General features: G+C 43.6%; 14 protein-coding genes. 6 read left to right on the top strand and 8 right to left on the bottom strand.

Going from position 1 to position 18,412, the window contains the following annotated elements; genetic code table 11:
• Positions 1-114 precede the first annotated feature (114 nt).
• Positions 115-945, bottom strand: coding sequence for a PadR family transcriptional regulator (locus PROVALCAL_RS20070; protein ID WP_226890337.1), 831 nt, complete (start codon positions 943-945; stop codon positions 115-117).
• A gap of 425 nt (positions 946-1,370) precedes the next feature.
• Between PROVALCAL_RS20070 and typA the strand changes: the two genes are divergently transcribed.
• From typA to fabY, 4 genes are all read left to right on the top strand, one after another.
• On the top strand, positions 1,371-3,194 hold the full coding sequence (gene typA / locus PROVALCAL_RS12325; protein ID WP_006659608.1) for a ribosome-dependent GTPase TypA: 1,824 nt from the start codon (positions 1,371-1,373) through the stop codon (positions 3,192-3,194).
• Positions 3,195-3,436: 242 nt separating this feature from the next.
• Positions 3,437-4,051, top strand: a complete 615-nt coding sequence (gene yihX / locus PROVALCAL_RS12320; RefSeq protein ID WP_006659607.1) for a glucose-1-phosphatase — start codon at positions 3,437-3,439, stop codon at positions 4,049-4,051.
• 57 nt (positions 4,052-4,108) lie between these two features.
• Positions 4,109-4,546 carry a D-aminoacyl-tRNA deacylase gene (gene dtd / locus PROVALCAL_RS12315; protein ID WP_006659606.1) on the top strand — a complete coding sequence of 146 codons (438 nt, stop codon included), beginning with the start codon at positions 4,109-4,111 and terminating at the stop codon, positions 4,544-4,546.
• 26 nt (positions 4,547-4,572) lie between these two features.
• A complete protein-coding gene (gene fabY, locus PROVALCAL_RS12310) occupies positions 4,573-5,496 on the top strand; it encodes a fatty acid biosynthesis protein FabY (RefSeq protein WP_006659605.1) in 924 nt (307 codons plus the stop codon).
• 73 nt (positions 5,497-5,569) lie between these two features.
• On the opposite strand, the gene PROVALCAL_RS12305 is transcribed toward fabY, so the two are convergent.
• Both PROVALCAL_RS12305 and PROVALCAL_RS12300 read right to left on the bottom strand, forming a co-directional pair.
• Complete coding sequence (locus PROVALCAL_RS12305; RefSeq protein ID WP_006659604.1) at positions 5,570-7,345, bottom strand: AsmA family protein; 1,776 nt, start codon at positions 7,343-7,345, stop codon at positions 5,570-5,572.
• A 125-nt stretch (positions 7,346-7,470) separates the two neighbouring features.
• Complete coding sequence (locus PROVALCAL_RS12300) at positions 7,471-8,859, bottom strand: uracil-xanthine permease family protein (RefSeq protein ID WP_006659603.1); 1,389 nt, start codon at positions 8,857-8,859, stop codon at positions 7,471-7,473.
• Between the two features lie 233 nt (positions 8,860-9,092).
• Here PROVALCAL_RS12300 and gltS point away from each other — a divergent pair, with 233 nt between their 5' ends.
• Positions 9,093-10,307 (top strand): sodium/glutamate symporter, encoded by a 1,215-nt coding sequence (gene gltS, locus PROVALCAL_RS12295; RefSeq protein ID WP_006659602.1) that lies wholly within the window; start codon positions 9,093-9,095, stop codon positions 10,305-10,307.
• Between the two features lie 136 nt (positions 10,308-10,443).
• Here the strand turns inward: gltS and recG are convergent, their stop codons facing one another.
• The 5 genes from recG to gmk are packed head-to-tail and all read right to left on the bottom strand — an operon-like array spanning position 10,444 to position 16,385.
• Entirely contained in the window at positions 10,444-12,525 is a 2,082-nt protein-coding gene (gene recG, locus PROVALCAL_RS12290) for an ATP-dependent DNA helicase RecG (RefSeq protein ID WP_006659601.1), read from the bottom strand.
• 9 nt (positions 12,526-12,534) lie between these two features.
• On the bottom strand, positions 12,535-13,248 hold the full coding sequence (gene trmH, locus PROVALCAL_RS12285) for a tRNA (guanosine(18)-2'-O)-methyltransferase TrmH (RefSeq protein ID WP_006663062.1): 714 nt from the start codon (positions 13,246-13,248) through the stop codon (positions 12,535-12,537).
• A 32-nt stretch (positions 13,249-13,280) separates the two neighbouring features.
• Positions 13,281-15,410 (bottom strand): bifunctional GTP diphosphokinase/guanosine-3',5'-bis pyrophosphate 3'-pyrophosphohydrolase, encoded by a 2,130-nt coding sequence (gene spoT / locus PROVALCAL_RS12280; protein ID WP_006659599.1) that lies wholly within the window; start codon positions 15,408-15,410, stop codon positions 13,281-13,283.
• Between the two features lie 19 nt (positions 15,411-15,429).
• Complete coding sequence (gene rpoZ / locus PROVALCAL_RS12275) at positions 15,430-15,705, bottom strand: DNA-directed RNA polymerase subunit omega (protein ID WP_006659598.1); 276 nt, start codon at positions 15,703-15,705, stop codon at positions 15,430-15,432.
• Between the two features lie 56 nt (positions 15,706-15,761).
• Positions 15,762-16,385: a guanylate kinase gene (gene gmk / locus PROVALCAL_RS12270; protein ID WP_006659597.1), complete on the bottom strand. Its 624-nt coding sequence runs from the start codon at positions 16,383-16,385 to the stop codon at positions 15,762-15,764.
• 317 nt (positions 16,386-16,702) lie between these two features.
• On the opposite strand from gmk, the gene ligB reads away from it, so the two are divergent.
• The gene (gene ligB / locus PROVALCAL_RS12265; protein WP_006659596.1) at positions 16,703-18,397 is read left to right on the top strand and encodes an NAD-dependent DNA ligase LigB; all 1,695 of its coding nucleotides are present in this window, start codon (positions 16,703-16,705) and stop codon (positions 18,395-18,397) included.
• Positions 18,398-18,412 lie beyond the last annotated feature (15 nt).

Raw genomic sequence — 18,412 nt, 5'->3', positions numbered from 1 at the left:
AAGATTTTTTGCACCAATGAGGTGCATTTTGGCAGTGGGTGTTAAAACACGCACCGCGCAGCGCCATTAATAGGCACAACGCGGCGGATTGTGGTAACAATATAAAGTTCAGAGCTACTCGTCATGACTGTCAGTTAAGATCGCATTAACTTCTTCAATCTGTTTGACGGCATCATTAATGATAGTGGCAATTTGGTGAGTTTGTTCTTCATTTAGTTGCTTGAGTACCATTTTGTGGCGCAATAGGGCTTTAAAGCGGCTAACTGCCATTTCGATATCTTCCGATAAATTACTGCCTTGCTGTAGTTCACGTGCTTTGGCTAATTTACGGGCGATAACCGTTTCAGTTTCCTTATTCTGAGCGAGATGTTCAGCCCCTTCAGGTGTAATAGAGAAACTTTTGCGATTACGTTCCACAATCTGTGATTCCAAAAAGCCTTGTTCTTCTAATAGCGTTAATGTTGGATAAATGACGCCCGGGCTTGGTACATATAAGCCATTGGATGCTTCTTGGATGTCTTTAATGATTTCATAGCCATAGCTAGGTTTTTTTGCCACTAAAGAGAGCACCATAATATGCAGATCCCCGTGGTCAAACAGGCGACGTAAGCCTTTACCGCGTCCACGACCGTGACGACCTTCGCCGTGGCAGCCTTCACCGCGTCCATGACTGTGACGACCTTCACCATGACAGCCTTCACCGCGTCCATGACTGTGACGACCTTCGCCGTGGCAGCCTTCACCGCGTCCACGACCATGACGACCTTCACCATGGCAGCCTTCACCGCGTTCATGACCGCGACGACCTTCACCATGGCAACATTCACTATGGTCATGACCATGATGATGTTCTTGACGCTCTTCATTGTGGCAGCAGCCACCGTGTCCTCGTTGATGTTCATCATGATGTGAGGAATAAACATGACGGCATTGATGTATTCTCATAGGAACCTCTGTTATTATTTCGATATATCTAAATTATTTGATAGGTTCACTTTATTCCGATATATCTAAACTGTCAAATTAGATATATCTAAATAATAAAAAATGCATTTAAAATAGTGATAGGCGAAGAAAGTTTATTTTTTATTCTTTTTTTCGGCTGCTAATATTTCCTTTTTAGCGTATTATCCTGCCACTTTGTGATTTCCTAGTGCTGATAATTGCTATTTTTTTAAGCATTTTTGCACGACGACGCAACTGAATGTTTTTTAGCTAAAAACTTTTTTAATAGTGATGGCTTTCACATTTATTCCACTTGTGTGGAAAAACGTGTAAAATAACAGCAAATTAAAGTAGAAAGTATGCTTTGAGCTATATAACGACTCAATAAGCATATTCCTTTCCTGTCAATGAAACGGTAAAAATCCTTGTCAATTCAAAACTTAAGAAACATCGCCATCATCGCTCACGTTGACCATGGCAAGACAACACTGGTTGGTAAATTACTGCAACAGTCCGGCACTTTCGGTGAACGTGAAACTGTTGATGAGCGTGTTATGGACTCCAATGACTTGGAGAAAGAGCGTGGTATTACAATCCTTGCTAAAAACACCGCTATCCAATGGAATGGTTATCACATCAATATCGTAGACACCCCGGGTCACGCCGACTTCGGTGGTGAAGTTGAACGTGTTATGTCCATGGTTGACTGCGTTCTGCTGGTTGTTGATGCGATGGACGGTCCGATGCCGCAAACTCGCTTCGTAACGCAAAAAGCGTTCGACCACGGTTTACGTCCAATTGTTGTTATCAACAAAGTTGACCGCCCAGGCGCGCGTCCTGATTGGGTTGTTGACCAAGTATTCGACTTATTCGTGAACTTAGGTGCTACGGATGAGCAATTAGATTTCCCTATCGTTTATGCATCTGCATTAAACGGTATCGCAGGTCTTGACCATACTGATATGGCTGAAGACATGACTCCACTGTACGAAGCTATCGTGGAACACGTTGAGCCACCAAAAGTTGATCTGGAAGGTCCATTCCAGATGCAAGTTTCTCAGTTAGATTACAACAGCTACTTAGGTGTTATCGGTATCGGTCGCATCAAGCGTGGTACTGTTAAACCTAACCAACAAGTGACTGTTATCGATAGCGAAGGTAAAACTCGCAACGGTAAAATCGGTAAAGTTCTGACTCACTTAGGTTTAGAGCGTATTGATTCACAACAAGCAGAAGCGGGTGACATTGTTGCTCTGACTGGTTTAGGTGAACTGAACATCTCTGACACTATCTGCCAAGTGGGCAACGTTGAAGCACTGCCTGCGCTGGCGGTTGATGAGCCGACTGTTAGCATGTTCTATTGTGTTAACACCTCTCCATTCTGTGGTAAAGAAGGTAAGTTCGTGACTTCACGACAAATTCTTGACCGTCTGAATAAAGAACTGGTTCATAACGTTGCTCTGCGTGTTGAAGAAACTCAAGATCCAGACGCATTCCGCGTTTCTGGTCGTGGTGAGCTGCACTTATCTGTTCTGATTGAAAACATGCGTCGTGAAGGCTTCGAATTAGCCGTTTCTCGTCCAAAAGTTATCATTCGTGAAATTGATGGTCGTAAACAAGAGCCATTCGAACAAGTGACTTTGGATGTTGAAGAACAAAACCAAGGCGACGTGATGAAAGCGTTAGGTGAGCGTAAAGGTGACCTGCGTGACATGATGCCAGACGGTAAAGGTCGTGTACGTTTAGACTACATCATTCCTAGCCGTGGTCTGATTGGCTTCCGTACTGAATTTATGACAATGACTTCAGGTACTGGCTTACTGTACTCTACATTCAGCCATTATGACGATGTTCGCCCAGGCGAAATCGGTGGTCGTCAAAACGGTGTTCTGATCTCTAACGGTCAAGGTAAAGCAGTTGCGTACGCACTGTACAGCTTGCAAGATCGTGGTAAGTTATTCTTAGGTCACGGTGCTGAAGTGTATGAAGGCCAAATCATTGGTATTCACTCACGTTCTAACGACCTGACTGTTAACTGCTTAACCGGTAAAAAACTGACTAACATGCGTGCGTCAGGTACTGATGAAGCAACAACACTGTCACCACCGATCAAAATGACTCTGGAACAAGCTCTTGAGTTTATCGATGATGATGAATTAGTTGAAGTAACTCCACTGTCAATTCGTCTGCGTAAGCGTCACTTGACTGAGAACGATCGCCGTCGTGCAAGCCGTTCTAAAGATGACTAATCATTAGTCTTTGAGTTAAATAGAAAGGCGCTGTAGAAATACAGCGCTTTTTTTATGCATAAAAATCGTGCAGAAGAGCGCCTCAGTAATATTGCGGAATAAAATTCGTTGATAAGCAGCAACGTAATCCAATTTGCTTAATCGATAAATTGAAAAATAACCCTAATAATCACCATTTAGGGCTGTTCAGTTGCCCCAATAATGATTAAAGTAAATTTAATGAATAACTAAGAGGGCAATGTATGCTGTATATCTTCGATATGGGTAATGTGATTATTGATATCGACTTCAATCGTGTATTTGATAAATGGTCTGAACTGAGCGGAACCCCAAGTTCAGAAATCAAAAAGCGATTCACTTTTGGCAATATCTTCCAGCTCCATGAGTGTGGCAAAATTTCAGATATCGAATTTGCTGAACTGCTTTGTGAAGAGATGGGTATCACTCTAAGCTTTGAAGATTTTGCAGAAGGCTGGCACTCAATTTTCATCTCACTAAGACCAGAAGTCATTGATATTATGGAACGTCTGCGTGAGCAAGGTCACCGTGTTGTTGTGTTATCTAACACCAACCGCCTACACTTGGATTATTGGCCAGAACACTACCCAGAAATTGCAGCTTCCTCTGACTTTCTGTATTTATCCCAAGATTTAGGGATGCGTAAACCAGACCCAGAAATTTTCAAATATGTTCTGGAATCTGAGGAATTTGACGCCGCCGATGCCGTTTTCTTTGATGATGTTGAAGAAAACGTCAAAGCCGCAGAAGCGCTTGGTATCAAAGGTGTCCATGTTCTGAATAAAGATACGGTGCCTGAATATTTCCGTACTTACGATTTTAGTGCAGAAGTCGAATAATCCCGTTCTTAATAAGGAGTAGCGATAACGTTACTCCTTCTTTTTTATCGAGTACCCATGATTGCATTAATTCAAAGAGTCACTCACGCGAGTGTGGTTGTTGATGAAAAAACAGTGGGACAAATTGGCCCCGGTCTTTTAGTTCTGCTGGGTGTTGAAAAAGACGATGACGAGCAGAAAGCAAAACGCCTTTGCGAGAAAGTTCTTGGATATCGTATTTTTAGCGACGAACAAGGCAAAATGAATCTCAATGTTCAGCAAGCTGGTGGAAGTCTACTCGTAGTTTCACAATTTACATTAGCAGCAGATACGAAGAAAGGAATGCGCCCGAGTTTCTCTGGTGGAGCGGAACCCACAAAAGCTGACCAATTATATCAATACTTTGTTGAGCAAAGTCGTACGCAAGGTATCACGACTGAAACCGGTGAATTTGCTGCGGATATGCAAGTGAACTTGACCAATGATGGTCCAGTCACCTTCTGGTTACAAGTGTAGAAAAATCGTTTAAGGGAGGGGGAGAGATGTACCATTTACGGACACCGAAAGATGAACTTGAATTCGCTGCATATTATCAATTTCGTTGGTCAATGCTGCGAGAGCCGTTCAAACAACCCCTTGGCTCGGAAAAAGACGGTTATGACCTAACCGCTCACCACCAAATGGTGGTCGATGAAAAGAATCGTATCTTAGCGATTGGTCGCTTGTATATTAATGCAGATAACGAAGGTGCTATCCGATTTCTTGCTGTGAATCCCGTTATGCAAGGTAAAGGTCTTGGCAAGCTCATTATCATGGCACTTGAAACCATTGCAAGGCGTGAAGGCGTCAAACGCATTGTTTCCAGTGTGCGAGAAGAGGCGGTACCGTTCTTTGCAAAAATGGGTTTTGAAAGTCGCGGAGAAGCGATAGGTGAGCTCAAAACGCCAGTTCGCCATTATTTAATGATTAAGCCAATTGAGACCTTAGATCAAATTCTTCATCGCCCTGATTGGTGCGGTGAACTTCAGCAAGCTTGGCACAAATACATTCCCTTGAGTGAAAAGATGGGCGTGCGCATTGAGCAATATACAGGTAAGCGATTTGTAACGACCATGCCGGAAGCCGGAAATCAAAACCCTCATAACACCATTTTTGCAGGTAGCCAGTTTTCTCTTGCCACATTAACTGGTTGGGGAATGATTTGGTTATTATTACAAGAAAATAAGCTAGGCGGAGAAATCGTGCTGGTGGATGCCAATATTCGCTATGCAAAACCGGTTAGCGGACGCCCAACGGCAGTCGCGGATCTTTCTCATCTCAGTGGCGACCTTGACCGTTTAGCTCGAGGTAGCAAAGCTCGAGTCAAATTGGAAGTGCATGTTACTAATGCAGAAAACCAAGTGGGTGCAGTGTTTAGTGGTGTATACATGGTATTACCTGAATCGAAGACAGATAAAAACGCCTAACTTAACCATGTAAAAATAAAAAGCAGGATATCTGATAGGATATACCTGCTTTTTTATTATCTATTCATTGAGATTACTGAGTCACAATAGTCGGCACGTGTCCATCAACAGGATAGGTGTTAGCCGCTGGGGTAGCTTGAGACTCTGTGGATGGCTCTTGGGAAGCCATGCTAGAGGTGACATACCCATCAACGACAGTACGGACAATACGGCTTCCCTGAAGGGGGACCGCGGTTAATTTTCCATTTAAGCTCGATGCAAGGGGCGATGCGAGTAAATCCCCTTGTAATGAGGCCTCAAAATCCCCCCACATCTGCGGTGAAAAGCCTGACCAGCCCCATTGATTCAAATTACCTAAATCAATGTTGGTGCCTGATGCACGTAATTCAAAAGGTACTTTATTCGGCTCTTGCTGTGCCAGTAAACCGATTTTTGCGATACCACGGTCAATGCTTCCACTGAGGCTGGCAGCTGCGCTGTTCTTGCTGCTCGCAATTTCGAGTAGTGGACGGCGGATCATCACTTGATTGATGGTACCTGCATCAGCATTGAATGTCGCTTGCCCCCGCCAAATTCCCCACTGTTTTTGCTTGATGAGGTCAACATAACGAATATTGCCACTGAGCGCCGTAAACTCAAAAGGAAACTCGGGTTGAATATTCATTAGCAAAGATTGCGTGATGGTGAAGTTATCAATGGCGAATGTGGATAACCACGCTGGCGCGGGTTGAGCAAAGAACGAGAGCCAATTATCTGGCAAAGTATACAGAACCCCAGCGAGTGTTCCCTCAGTGATGGTCAGTGATTTATCATTACGTTGCCAAATCGCACTTAGATTAAAAATGCCTTTATTGTAGTAGCCTGAGAGCTTATCAATATTGAGGTTATCACCGTCAATGCTCAGCTCACCGATGAGCGTATCAACCTGTTGGTCCTGAATAACCAATTGCTCGACATTGAAATTAATATGGCTTTTGGGGCTGCTCCAACTGCCTCTGACAAGGCTAATTTGATCAATTTCGCTGCTCAATCCAGAAAGCGCCCAGTCACGTCCCTGAATATCCACATTGGTGAGCTGTAGCTGGTTAATTTGTACTGTTCGATGGCTATTTATGGCATCAAATAAAGCATCAAATGTGAGGTCATTTTGCCAGCCAACTTTATTCATCGAAAGGTTATCTATCGTGATTGAACCGTCGGAAAACCATTTGCCTTTGCCCGCTATCGAGCCATTATTGAGATAGCCACTGACTTGGCTAAAGTCTGTCACTTTTTCCTGTAATTTCCCAGTTATTGCCACATTTCTAAAGGGGAGTGAATTAACCATCATTTGGTTGGTAGTAAAACGAAAATCACCGTAACCAAACGGGTTTTTAACGGTTGGTTTCCATGGCGTGATTCCACCTGTAAAACCCGCGACTTGTAATGTATTGGTCCCTTGGGTTAATTGGATTTGGCTATTTTCAAATTGCAGGACTTTTGCTGAAAGCGGTAGTGGCGTTGTTTTATCGGTAAAATTTACAGATAAGTTGCCTTGAGTAATCGTTAAACGTTGGATGGCTTCACCACTAAAAAGATGACGCCAATTAATATCTACAACAATCTGCCGAGCATCAAGATCAAGGTCTTTATTGTTAGATGCAATGGTAATGTCTTGGAAAATAAATTTACCCGGCTCAGAGAACTGGTGCCCCATGATGCCGACCTTAATATTATAAGGTGTAAATTTACTCAGGAACTGGCTTGCATAACTGGCACCCCAGCGGGTTTGTAAGGCAATATAGCCAGCGAGCAACACAATGAAAAGAAGCAGAAAAATATAACCGATAAACTTCAATAACCCTTTCACGTTTGTCTGCTCCCTTATCAATCAGATAGAAATAGAAATCGCCGATATGTTTAATATATCGGCAACTGAAGGATAGCATACAGAAGAACCGCCGACGTGTTCAACATTTGCGGCAGTATGGGAGATTATTTTTCGTGAGGGAAAATCAGGTTCAGTACAATCGCAGTTAAGCCACCGGCAGCAATACCGGATGAGAACAGGGTTTTCAGCCAATCAGGTGCGAATTGTAGAATTAAAGGTTGCTGGGAAACACCCATGCCGACGGCAAGCGACAACGCAATGATCATAATGGCGCGACGATTAAGCGGCTCACGTGAAACAATGCGTACACCCGATGCCGCAATGGTACCGAACATAACAATTGTAGCCCCACCTAGAACAGGCTCAGGAATTTGTTGCACAAAACCTGCCACTGCTGGAAATAGACCCAGCAGCACTAACATTAGCGCGACTAAGTAACCAACATAACGGCTAGCCACCCCAGTTAATTGGATCACACCATTATTTTGCCCAAAGCAGGAGTTAGGAAAGGTATTGAACACCGCAGAAACCATGGAGTTTAGACCATTTGCCAAAACTCCACCTTTAATGCGTTTCATATACAGCGGACCACGCACTGGTTGTTCTGAGACATCAGAGGTCGCCGTGATATCACCAATGGTTTCTAAAGAAGTCACCATAAAAATCAAGATCAATGGGATCAGCAAGTTCCAATCAAAAGAGAGACCATAATAGAAAGGTTCAGGAATCGTTATCAGGGATTGCTTGGCATCACTGGCTTGTGCTGTTGGCAGCATATCCATCCACCATGCAGCAAGATAGCCTACCGCCATCGCAATCACTAAAGAAGCAACACGTAGGTACGGATTTTTCTGACGAGTTAGCAAAATAATCACGGCTAAAACAATACCGGCTAGAATCAGGTTATCAGGGGAGCCGAAAGTATTATTACTCAGTGCGCTGTAACCACCACCGATAGAGGTTAAACCGACTTGAATTAACGATAAACCAATGATCATCACGACAACACCGGAAACCAGCGGCGTGATAACTCGGCGAGCCAAATGTAAAAAGCGAGATAAGATGACTTCAGTCAGCGCTGCGACCATTAAAGTGCCGAATAATGCTGCCATCATTGACGGAATATCGGCTCCGCCTTGCTTAAGTGCAACACCACCCATAATCAATGGTGCAACAAAGTTGAAACTGGTGCCTTGAATTGACAGTAACCCAGAGCCGATAGGACCCCAAGCACGGATTTGAATTAATGAAGCAATTCCTGAAGCAAACAATGACATGCTAATAATGCGCTGGGTATCGTGAGCGGGTAGCCCAAGTGCTTGGCAAATCAACATTGCAGGGGTGATAACGGCGACAAACATCGCTAATAGATGTTGCCCTGCAGCAAATAGAGCCTGAGGAAGCGGAGGTCTATCTTCAAGGCGGTAGATCAGTTCACTTTGATTTTGTACTGTTTTTTCAACATTTTGTTCTTCAGATGCCGTTGCGTTCATTGTTCCAGTTCCACTAGCAAAAAGCGCATTTTAAAGAGAATAATACAAAAAGCAATCGTTTGCGCAAAAAAATTAAGTTGGGTTTTAAATTAAGAGCGTCACATTTTTATATGTTTTAACTTGTATTTATCGCGATTTTTTTTTCTAATCCCTGCACCTGCTTTTGGCGTTTTAAGGAAAAAAATAACGTCTAATTAGTTTTAAATAATATTAACAACAGACGAGGTACGTAAATGTATCATCTCGATGTCTACGGCACACTGGTCGCAGCCACGCTAGTGCTATTACTCGGACGTAAACTGGTAAAATCGGTTTCATTTCTTGAAAAGTACACCATCCCTGAACCCGTAGCTGGGGGATTATTAGTTGCTTTTAGCCTGTTAGTGGTTAAGCAAGTTTTTGACTGGAGCCTTTCTTTCGACTTATCACTGCAAGAACCGATGATGCTTGCATTCTTTGCAACCATTGGTTTGAATGCCAACTTAGCTAGCTTAAAAGCTGGTGGTAAGGCATTGTTAATCTTTATTTTTGTCGTCGTCGGTTTATTACTGGTTCAAAATACAGTCGGTATCGCACTCGCGAAATTATTAGGTCTAGACCCTCTGATGGGACTATTAGCCGGTTCAATCACTTTATCGGGTGGTCATGGTACTGGTGCTGCATGGGGTAAAATCTTTACGGAAGATTACGGCTTCAAGAGTGCAACTGAAGTTGCGATGGCCTGTGCAACTTTTGGTTTAGTACTTGGTGGACTCATTGGTGGTCCTGTTGCACGTTTCTTAATTCGTAATATCCCAACACCGGGTACTGCGGATGAGGACAAAGATGTTCCTACCGCATTTGAAAAACCACAATCCAACCGTATGATTAACTCAATGGTGCTGATTGAAACTATTGCGTTGATTGCTATCTGTTTATTAGCCGGAAGCTGGATTGCAGGGTTACTAGCAGGTACGGCATTTGCACTGCCGAAATTTGTATGTGTCTTGTTTGTCGGGGTTATTTTAAGTAACAGCTTGTCTTTACTTGGTTTTTATCGAGTATTTGACCGCGCAGTGTCTGTCATGGGTAACGTTAGCCTATCCTTATTCTTAGCGATGGCTCTCATGAGTTTAAAACTGTGGGAACTGGCATCTTTGGCGATCCCAATGTTAGTTATTCTCGGCGTTCAAGCTTGTGTAATGGCGTGTTATGCGATTTTTGTTACCTTCCGAGTCATGGGCAAAAACTATGATGCTGCGATTTTGGCAGCAGGTCATTGTGGCTTCGGTTTAGGAGCAACACCAACGGCTATCGCTAACATGCAAGCCGTGACGGATAAATTTGGTCCATCTCACTTAGCATTCTTAGTCGTACCAATGGTTGGTGCATTCTTTATCGATATTGTGAATGCGTTAGTCATCAAGTTCTACTTGTGGTTACCCGTTTTTCCAACAATTGGCGGTTAACACGCAATAAGTGTTTAAGTAAATACAAACATATATAACTAAATGTATAAATAAAGCAGGTATTGCCGTGGACATGGATGTGTTCACGGCAATTTTCATTTTAGGTGGACGAAAAAATCGGTGAGATAAAAAGAGCTTAAGCGTGACTGTATTGCTCGCGTTCGGGAAGCCAGCGCTCAATAATCTTCTGAGCATGTTCAGGGTAGTTTTGTTGTATGTGGCGTGCGAGACGTTGCACTTCCGGCAACATATACTGATCGCGCAATAAATCAGCGACTTTAAAGTCAGCATTTCCCGTCTGTCTTGTGCCTAATAGCTCTCCTGGTCCGCGGATCTCCAAATCTTTTTGAGCAATCACAAAGCCATCGTTGCTGTCACGTAAAACCTGCAAGCGCTGCTTAGCAGTATGGGTGAGTGGCGTTTTATAAAGCAGTACACAGTGCGATGCAACGGAACCACGACCAACTCGCCCTCGTAACTGGTGCAACTGCGCTAGCCCAAGTCGTTCTGGGTTATCAATAATCATTAAACTCGCATTAGGAACATCGACACCGACTTCGATTACGGTGGTAGCAACTAACAACTGAATTTCGTTATTTTTAAAAGCCGCCATGATGCTCTGCTTTTCGGTAGGCTTCATTCTACCGTGTACCAGACCTACTTTGAGTTCAGGTAATGCAAGTGCGAGTTCTTCACTTGTGGCTTGAGCTGCTTGGGCTTCAAGTACCTCAGAATCATCAATTAATGTACATACCCAGTAAGCTTGTCGTCCTTCCTCTAAACAAGCTTGGCGAACACGTTCGACAATGTCGCTACGTCGCGAATCAGCAATTGCGACGGTGGTGACTGGTGTTCTTCCCGGAGGAAGTTCGTCAATCACTGATGTATCTAGGTCAGCATAGGCGGTCATCGCTAGCGTGCGTGGGATTGGCGTGGCGGTCATAATTAATTGATGAGGATGGAAACCTTGTTGTTCACCTTTCTCACGCAACGCGAGCCGCTGGTGAACGCCAAAGCGATGTTGCTCATCGATGATGACTAACCCTAATGAATGAAAGCTAACGTGTTCTTGAAAGATTGCATGGGTACCAATCACCATAGAAACTTCGCCATTAGCAATAGCATCTTGCTGCTGCTGGCGGGCTTTACCTTTCTGTTTTCCAGCCAACCAGCCAACTTTAATCCCTAAAGGCTCGAACCATTGTTTAAATGTGCTCGCATGCTGCTCTGCGAGGATTTCAGTCGGTGCCATTAATGCCACTTGTTTGCCATTTTCAATGGCGCAAATTGCGGCTAAGGCAGCGACCAAGGTTTTTCCTGAACCGACATCGCCTTGGATCAAACGCATCATCGGCGCATTTTTGTGTAAATCAGCTTCGATTTCCGCGACAACGCGTTTTTGAGCATTGGTTGGAGAAAAGGGTAAATTTGCCAGTAGCGGTGCTTTCAATTTTCCAGTGGAAATCAATGGCTCGGCATAGAGTCGTTCATTACCTGCTCGAATCGCAAGCATGCTTAAATGGTGAGCAAGTAGTTCTTCTAGGATCAAGCGCTTTTGAGCGGGATGATGACCTTTTTCCAACTCGTCTAATGAGACATCGGGCGGCGGGTTGTGCAGTAGCCGAATTGCGTCAGGTAAACTAATTAAGCTACGGCTAAATTCTTCAGGAAGTAGTTCCTGAATGTTACTGCTGTCTAACATGGCGATCGCTTGATCCATCACTTTGCGCAGTGTGGCTTGGCGAACGCCTTCAGTTGTCGGGTAAACCGGTGTTAAGTTTTCTTGAAGGGGGACATTCTCCGCTTCTTGGGACACTTTATATTCAGGGTGAATAATTTCAGGTCCAGTATTACCGCGCCGTACTTCGCCATAAGCGGTAACTTGGCGACCTTCTGCTAAGCTATTTTTCATCGCAGCAGAAAAGTTGAAAAAACGCAGAGTTAAATTGCCTGTACCGTCGCTTATCAGGCAGGTCATCATACGTTTGCGACCAAATACCACTTTGGTTTGCAGAACTTCGCCAGTGATAGTGGCGGTGGTGCCGGGCATGAGGTCTTTAATGTGGTATAAACGCGTATGATCTTCATAACGAAGTGGAAAATGTAGAAGCAGGTCCTGAACGGTGTTCAAACCTATTTTACGCATTTTTTCTGACTGGCTGGCACCAATGCCATGCAGTGAAGTCAGTGAAATGGTATTAAGTAGACCACGGTTCATGTCGATTCCTTAGCTGAGTTGTTTTCTCTTCATTTTTTCAGAAAGCTGCATGTGTGCCCACCAAATATCATCGGCTTCTATTTGACCCTGTTGGTTAATATATGGGCGAGGAAGACCTTTGCGTTTTGCGACTTCGGCGAGTACGGGATATCCCCCCTCAAACAGCCACTCTTGTTGTTCCTGCTCAGATAATAGACTATTTTCGCGATCATACATGCCTGCCAATTGGCGCTGGCGCTGGGCTTCATACAAAATAAGTGCAGAGGCGACGGAGACATTGAGTGACTGAACCATTCCAACCATAGGAATGATAATATGCTGATCTGCAAGGGCTAATGCTTTGTCGGAGATCCCCGTTTTTTCCTGTCCCACCATAATACAGGTTGGTTGGGTATAATCAATTTCGCGAAAATCAACGGCACTATCCGATAGGTTAGTGACTAGAATCTGCATTCCTTGGGATTTTATTTGAGAAATTGCGTTTTCAGTGGATTGATGGGGGATGACCTTTACCCAGCTATTGCTTCCCGCAGCGGAAGACACGGAAAGTTTAACGTGTTGGTCTGGCCAAACAGCATGAATATTGTGGATCCCCACGGCATCAGCACTGCGCACAATGGCAGAAACATTATGGGGTTTATGGATCTCTTCGAGGCAGAGAGTTAGGTCGGGCTGCCGCATCGCCATCATTTGGCAAATGCGGCGATAGCGGCGTTCATTCATAGTATGTTTTAGTATTTTTTTAATTATATCAATTAATTACGATTTCGACTGACACGAAGTACATCAGGCATAATACGAATTTTACGCATGACGTTTGCCAATTGAATTCGGTTTTTAATTGATAAGCGAATAAAGGCACAGTAAACACGACCATCTTTTTCTTCGGTATTCATGCTTTGAATACTTGAATTCGCGTCATTGATAGCTGCGGTCAAGTTAGCCAATGCACCTTGATGGTTTATCATATCGACTTTAATTTCAGCGATAAAATCAGTATCTGTCTCGGTATCCCACTCGACAGCCATAAATTTATCGGGTTCTTTTTGGTAACCGCGAATATTACGGCAAGACTCATGGTGAATAACCAAACCTTTACCTGGGCTAATATGCGCAATAATAGGGTCCCCAGGGATCGGGCGACAGCATTTTGCGAAGGTGATCAAGACACCATCAGCACCTTTGATAGACAGTTTATGACGGTTTTCTGTAATAACAGGCTCTTCAACTGCATTTGGTTGAGTACTTTGAGGGTTATTTTGTAAGTTGCGTGCAACCACAACACTCATGGCATTACCTAAACCAATCTCAGCGAGCAAGTCATCAACAGAGTGCAGCTTCATGCGTGCTAATTCAGCATCGATGCTTTCACGTGGAATATCGGTAATTTTTGTTCCTGCACCTAACGCATGATTGAGTAGACGACGACCTAAATTGACAGAGTCTTCGCGTTTTAAATTTTTCAGCAGTTGGCGGATTTTCGCACGAGCTTTGGAGCTCACGACAAAGTTTAACCATGCAGCGTTTGGTCGAGCTCCCGGAGCAGTAATAATTTCAACTGTTTGACCACTCGAGAGTGGTTGGGAAAGCGGGTAAGGTTGGCGATCAACACGTGCACCGACGCAGGCATGACCGATGTCAGTGTGAACAGCGTAAGCAAAGTCCACAGGGGTTGCGCCTGTCGGTAATTCGACAATACGACCTTCAGGAGTGAAAACGTAAATTTCGTCAGGAAACAGGTCTGATTTTACACTTTCAATAAATTCAAATGAGCTCCCCGCACTCTGTTGGAGTTCGAGTAAGCTTTGCATCCAGCGCTGTGCTTTTACCTGTGCTGTGGTTCCCTGCTCCCCTTGTGCTTTGTATGCCCAATGAGCAGCAACACCCATTTCTGCCATTTGATCCATGTCTTCAGTACGAATTTGTACTTCAACAGGAACCCCGTGAGGCCCGATTAAGGATGTATGTAGGGATTGGTAACCGTTAGCTTTAGGAATGGCAATATAGTCTTTAATACGCCCCGGACGAGGTTTATAGAGACTGTGCATTTGACCTAAAACACGGTAACAGGTATCAACGTCTTCAACGATGACGCGAAAGGCATAGATATCCATAATCGAATGGAATCGCTGCTCTTTTTGATGCATTTTTCGATAAATAGAATACAGATGTTTTTCTCGACCGCTGACGGTACAAGGTATACCTGCTTCAGTTAATCGACCGTCAATTTCCGAAAGGATTTTTTGGATCATTTCTTTGCGGTTACCTCGGGCGGATTTCACCACTTCCTTGATAACTCGATAACGGTTTGGATAAAGCGCTTCAAAACCTAGCTCTTCAAGCTCAGTTTTAATATGGTGGATACCTAAACGGTGCGCGAGGGGACTGTATATTTCCAGTGTTTCACGCGCTATGCGGCGACGCTTATCGGGTCTAAGTGACCCAAGCGTGCGCATATTGTGAGTGCGGTCTGCCAGTTTGATCAAAATGACACGGATATCTTTAACCATTGCCATGATCATTTTGCGGAAGTTTTCTGCTTGAGCTTCTTTCTTGTCGCGGAAATTCAGCTTATCCAGTTTGGAAACGCCTTCAACAAGCCCTGCAACGGTGGTTCCAAACAATTGCTCGATGTCTTGAAATGTCGCTGGAGTGTCTTCAATCACATCATGAAGTAGCGCAGCCATCAGTGTTTCATGATCCAAACGCATTTCAGCCAGAATGCAAGCAACGGCAACAGGGTGAGTAATATAAGGCTCACCACTGGAACGGGTTTGTCCTTCATGGGCATCCCGTGCGACAACATAGGCTTTTTTCAGTAACTCAACTTGCTCCTTAGGGAGATATTGCTGAATTATGAGATTTAGGCTTTCAAACAGATACAAGGCAGACCCACCTTAGTAATTAGCGACGACCTTCAGCGATCGCAGAAACTGCCTGCATTTCAGCGGCTTCTTGCTCTTGCTGTTCCTGGCGTTCACGCACATCCAAAATGTGACCGTTAATTAAACCTTCTTCTACTTCACGTAGCGCGATAACAGTATGCTTATCGTTTTCTTCTGGAACTAAAGGATCTTTACCACCAGTTTGTAACTGACGAGCTCTACGTGCTGCGACCAGTACGAGGTCAAAACGGTTACCAATTTTTTCTACTGCGTCTTGAACAGTTACGCGTGCCATAAGTGTGCTACTCCAAAGAAATAAAAAAATGACCTGATATGATACTGAAACTATTCTCAGTCTGCTAGTAATTTGCTGATTAAAGCACCATGTCGCTGGACTTGGCGGCTTAATTTCAAACGCTCCGCACGCATGATTGACTGTAAATCGCTCAGTGCAGTGTTGAAATCGTCGTTTACGATAACGTAATCGTATTCATTGTAGTGCTCGATTTCACCAACAGCTTGCGACATGCGCTTTTCAATGACTTCATCACTATCTTGCCCACGACCACGAAGACGACGATAGAGCTCATCTTTTGAAGGAGGTAGTATAAAAATACTCCGTGCTTCAGGCATTTTCGTACGAATTTGCTGAGCACCTTGCCAGTCGATATCAAGAAATACATCCACTCCGCTATTTAGGACTTCCTCAATAATAGGTTTTGAGGTGCCATAATAGTTACCGAAAACACAGGCATGCTCTAAAAAGTCATTATTATCAACCATCTGGAGAAACTCGGTTTCAGAAACAAAGAAGTAATGCTCCCCATGAACTTCACCTGGACGTGCAGCTCGAGTTGTATGAGAAACAGAAACTTGCGTGTCATACAACGGTTGTGTCTTCAATAATGCTTGGATAAGACTGGACTTACCTGCACCGCTAGGCGCAGAGAGAATATATAACGTGCCTTGTATCATGATGATTTCTTGAATATTTGAGGGTTAGACATAAAAGATAGCGATAAACCCTACATAGTATACACGTACTTAAGACAACATGCAGCGATATCAATTAACCATGAATTATGAATAAAAAAATTTTGGTAATTGAAAAACTGTGAACGCCTTCCAGAAAATAAATTTAACTTAATGAAAATACCATTTGTTTTGCGAAACGTTATGCATTTAACGGCATGACTTACTGTGTCCCTTGATTTAATCACTCAGAATACGATAGCAACGCAGCGCTATGCAGTTTAGTGCAATTTATTTAACACAAATATGATAGGGATATTATGTACTATTTTTCAGTCAGGAAGTTCTGGAAATTTGGTTGGTTTTGCCTATTACTTCAATACGCAGTATCAATAGCTTATGGTACAGAGTTCGTTGATTCCCAGAAAATATGTCACACATTAGATGATAAATTAATGGGAGCGGAACAATTACGGCTAGGGGAGCAGCTACAAGAGTGGGATCGGCAATATCAAATAGAGGGAGTAAGTGAGGTTAGTGATGAAGTTTATGACCAGATTCTGGCTCAGTGGCGACGTGGACAGCGCTGTCTAAATTTGCCTGATAGATTGCCACAACCAGTACAGCCTAATACGGAACGATTAGTGAAGCACCCCATTCCTCATACTGGGTTGAAAAAATTGGAATTTAAGGAAATAGCACCCTGGCTAGAGTCACGTCATGAAGTATGGTTGCAACCCAAAGTAGATGGTGTGGCGGTGACTTTGCACTATGAGAATGGGCATTTAGTGTCAATGATCAGTCGAGGTGACGGTAGCAAAGGACTTAATTGGCGAGAAAAAGCGGATTTTATTCAGGGGATCCCAAAAACAATTTCAATAAAGCAATCTATTGTTTTACAAGGAGAGTTATTCTGGAAGCTTAATGAACATGTGCAAAAAATAGATGGGGGACAAAATGCGAGGAGTAAAGTTGCGGGTTGGTTGATGCGTAAAGATATGCCTGCACAAGTAACGGATGATATTGGTGTGTTTATTTGGTCTTGGCCTGATAACTCGACGCCTATGAGTCAGCAACTTAGTGAGCTGGCAATGCTAGGATTCGATTTGGCGCAACGGTATAGCCACCCCATAGTAGAGAGCCAATCTATCGCGCAGTGGCGTGATCACTACTATTCAATCTCAATGCCATTCGCGACGGACGGTGTTGTTCTAAAAAGTTTTCCGACACCGTCATCATCAGCTTGGCGAGCAAACCAAAACAGTTGGAGTATTGCCTGGAAATACCCACTAAAAAGCATTGTTTCAGATGTTGTTGATTTAACTTTTCGGGTAGGAAGGTCGGGAGTAGTGAATGTCATTGCAAACATTGAACCAGTCAGGATAGATGATAAAAAAGTCAGTAAAATACGCTTAGGTTCACTCAATTCGTGGAAACAAAAAGATGTGTTAGTGGGAGATAAAATTCAGCTGACGCTATCTGGGCACGGTGCTCCATTAATGGAAAAAGTCATATGGAGACAGAAACCGCGACAATACCTTAATACATTACCATTGGAAAACTTTCATGCATTGAGTTGTTTATCTTATTCGACAGATTGTGCCTCTCAGTTTGTTGCTCGGCTCACTTGGTTGGGTAAGCAACTTAATATTCGTGGTGTCGGTGAAAAAACATGGATGGTGTGGGTAGAAAAATATGGGCTGTCGGAGTTACTCGGATGGTTATCTCCTGATTGGCAAAATAGATTACCTAAAACTCAACAAACCGCTAATGCTCTTGAACAACTTCAACAAGCACAACATCAACTAACGGCAAATTGGTTGAAAGGATTGGGTATTCCGCTAAAGTCTGAACAATTAGAAAAAATAGCGGCAATTACGACATTGAGTGAACCAGAACAGATAGAAAAGATGGCGGTATCTGAGACGAGGAAGCAAGCACTTCAACAGTGGCTGGCAGCGCCCGAAATTAAACAGGCATTACAAACTTTGCAGAATTTAGGCATCAGCCATTAGTTGTTAACGCTAATG

It is taken from the genome of Providencia alcalifaciens DSM 30120 (assembly GCF_000173415.1).
Taxonomy (GTDB): domain Bacteria; phylum Pseudomonadota; class Gammaproteobacteria; order Enterobacterales; family Enterobacteriaceae; genus Providencia; species Providencia alcalifaciens.
This window is presented reverse-complemented; position numbering and strand designations above follow the sequence as displayed.

Excerpts from the sequence above, each read along its gene's own strand:
- PROVALCAL_RS20070 (WP_226890337.1), bottom strand. The coding sequence starts at position 945 with ATGAGAATACATCAATGCCGTCATGTTTATTCCTCACATCATGATGAA.
- yihX (WP_006659607.1), top strand. The coding sequence starts at position 3,437 with ATGCTGTATATCTTCGATATGGGTAATGTGATTATTGATATCGACTTC.
- dtd (WP_006659606.1), top strand. The coding sequence starts at position 4,109 with ATGATTGCATTAATTCAAAGAGTCACTCACGCGAGTGTGGTTGTTGAT.
- fabY (WP_006659605.1), top strand. The coding sequence starts at position 4,573 with ATGTACCATTTACGGACACCGAAAGATGAACTTGAATTCGCTGCATAT.
- PROVALCAL_RS12300 (WP_006659603.1), bottom strand. The coding sequence starts at position 8,859 with ATGAACGCAACGGCATCTGAAGAACAAAATGTTGAAAAAACAGTACAA.
- gltS (WP_006659602.1), top strand. The coding sequence starts at position 9,093 with ATGTATCATCTCGATGTCTACGGCACACTGGTCGCAGCCACGCTAGTG.
- recG (WP_006659601.1), bottom strand. The coding sequence starts at position 12,525 with ATGAACCGTGGTCTACTTAATACCATTTCACTGACTTCACTGCATGGC.
- trmH (WP_006663062.1), bottom strand. The coding sequence starts at position 13,248 with ATGAATGAACGCCGCTATCGCCGCATTTGCCAAATGATGGCGATGCGG.
- rpoZ (WP_006659598.1), bottom strand. The coding sequence starts at position 15,705 with ATGGCACGCGTAACTGTTCAAGACGCAGTAGAAAAAATTGGTAACCGT.
- gmk (WP_006659597.1), bottom strand. The coding sequence starts at position 16,385 with ATGATACAAGGCACGTTATATATTCTCTCTGCGCCTAGCGGTGCAGGT.
- ligB (WP_006659596.1), top strand. The coding sequence starts at position 16,703 with ATGTACTATTTTTCAGTCAGGAAGTTCTGGAAATTTGGTTGGTTTTGC.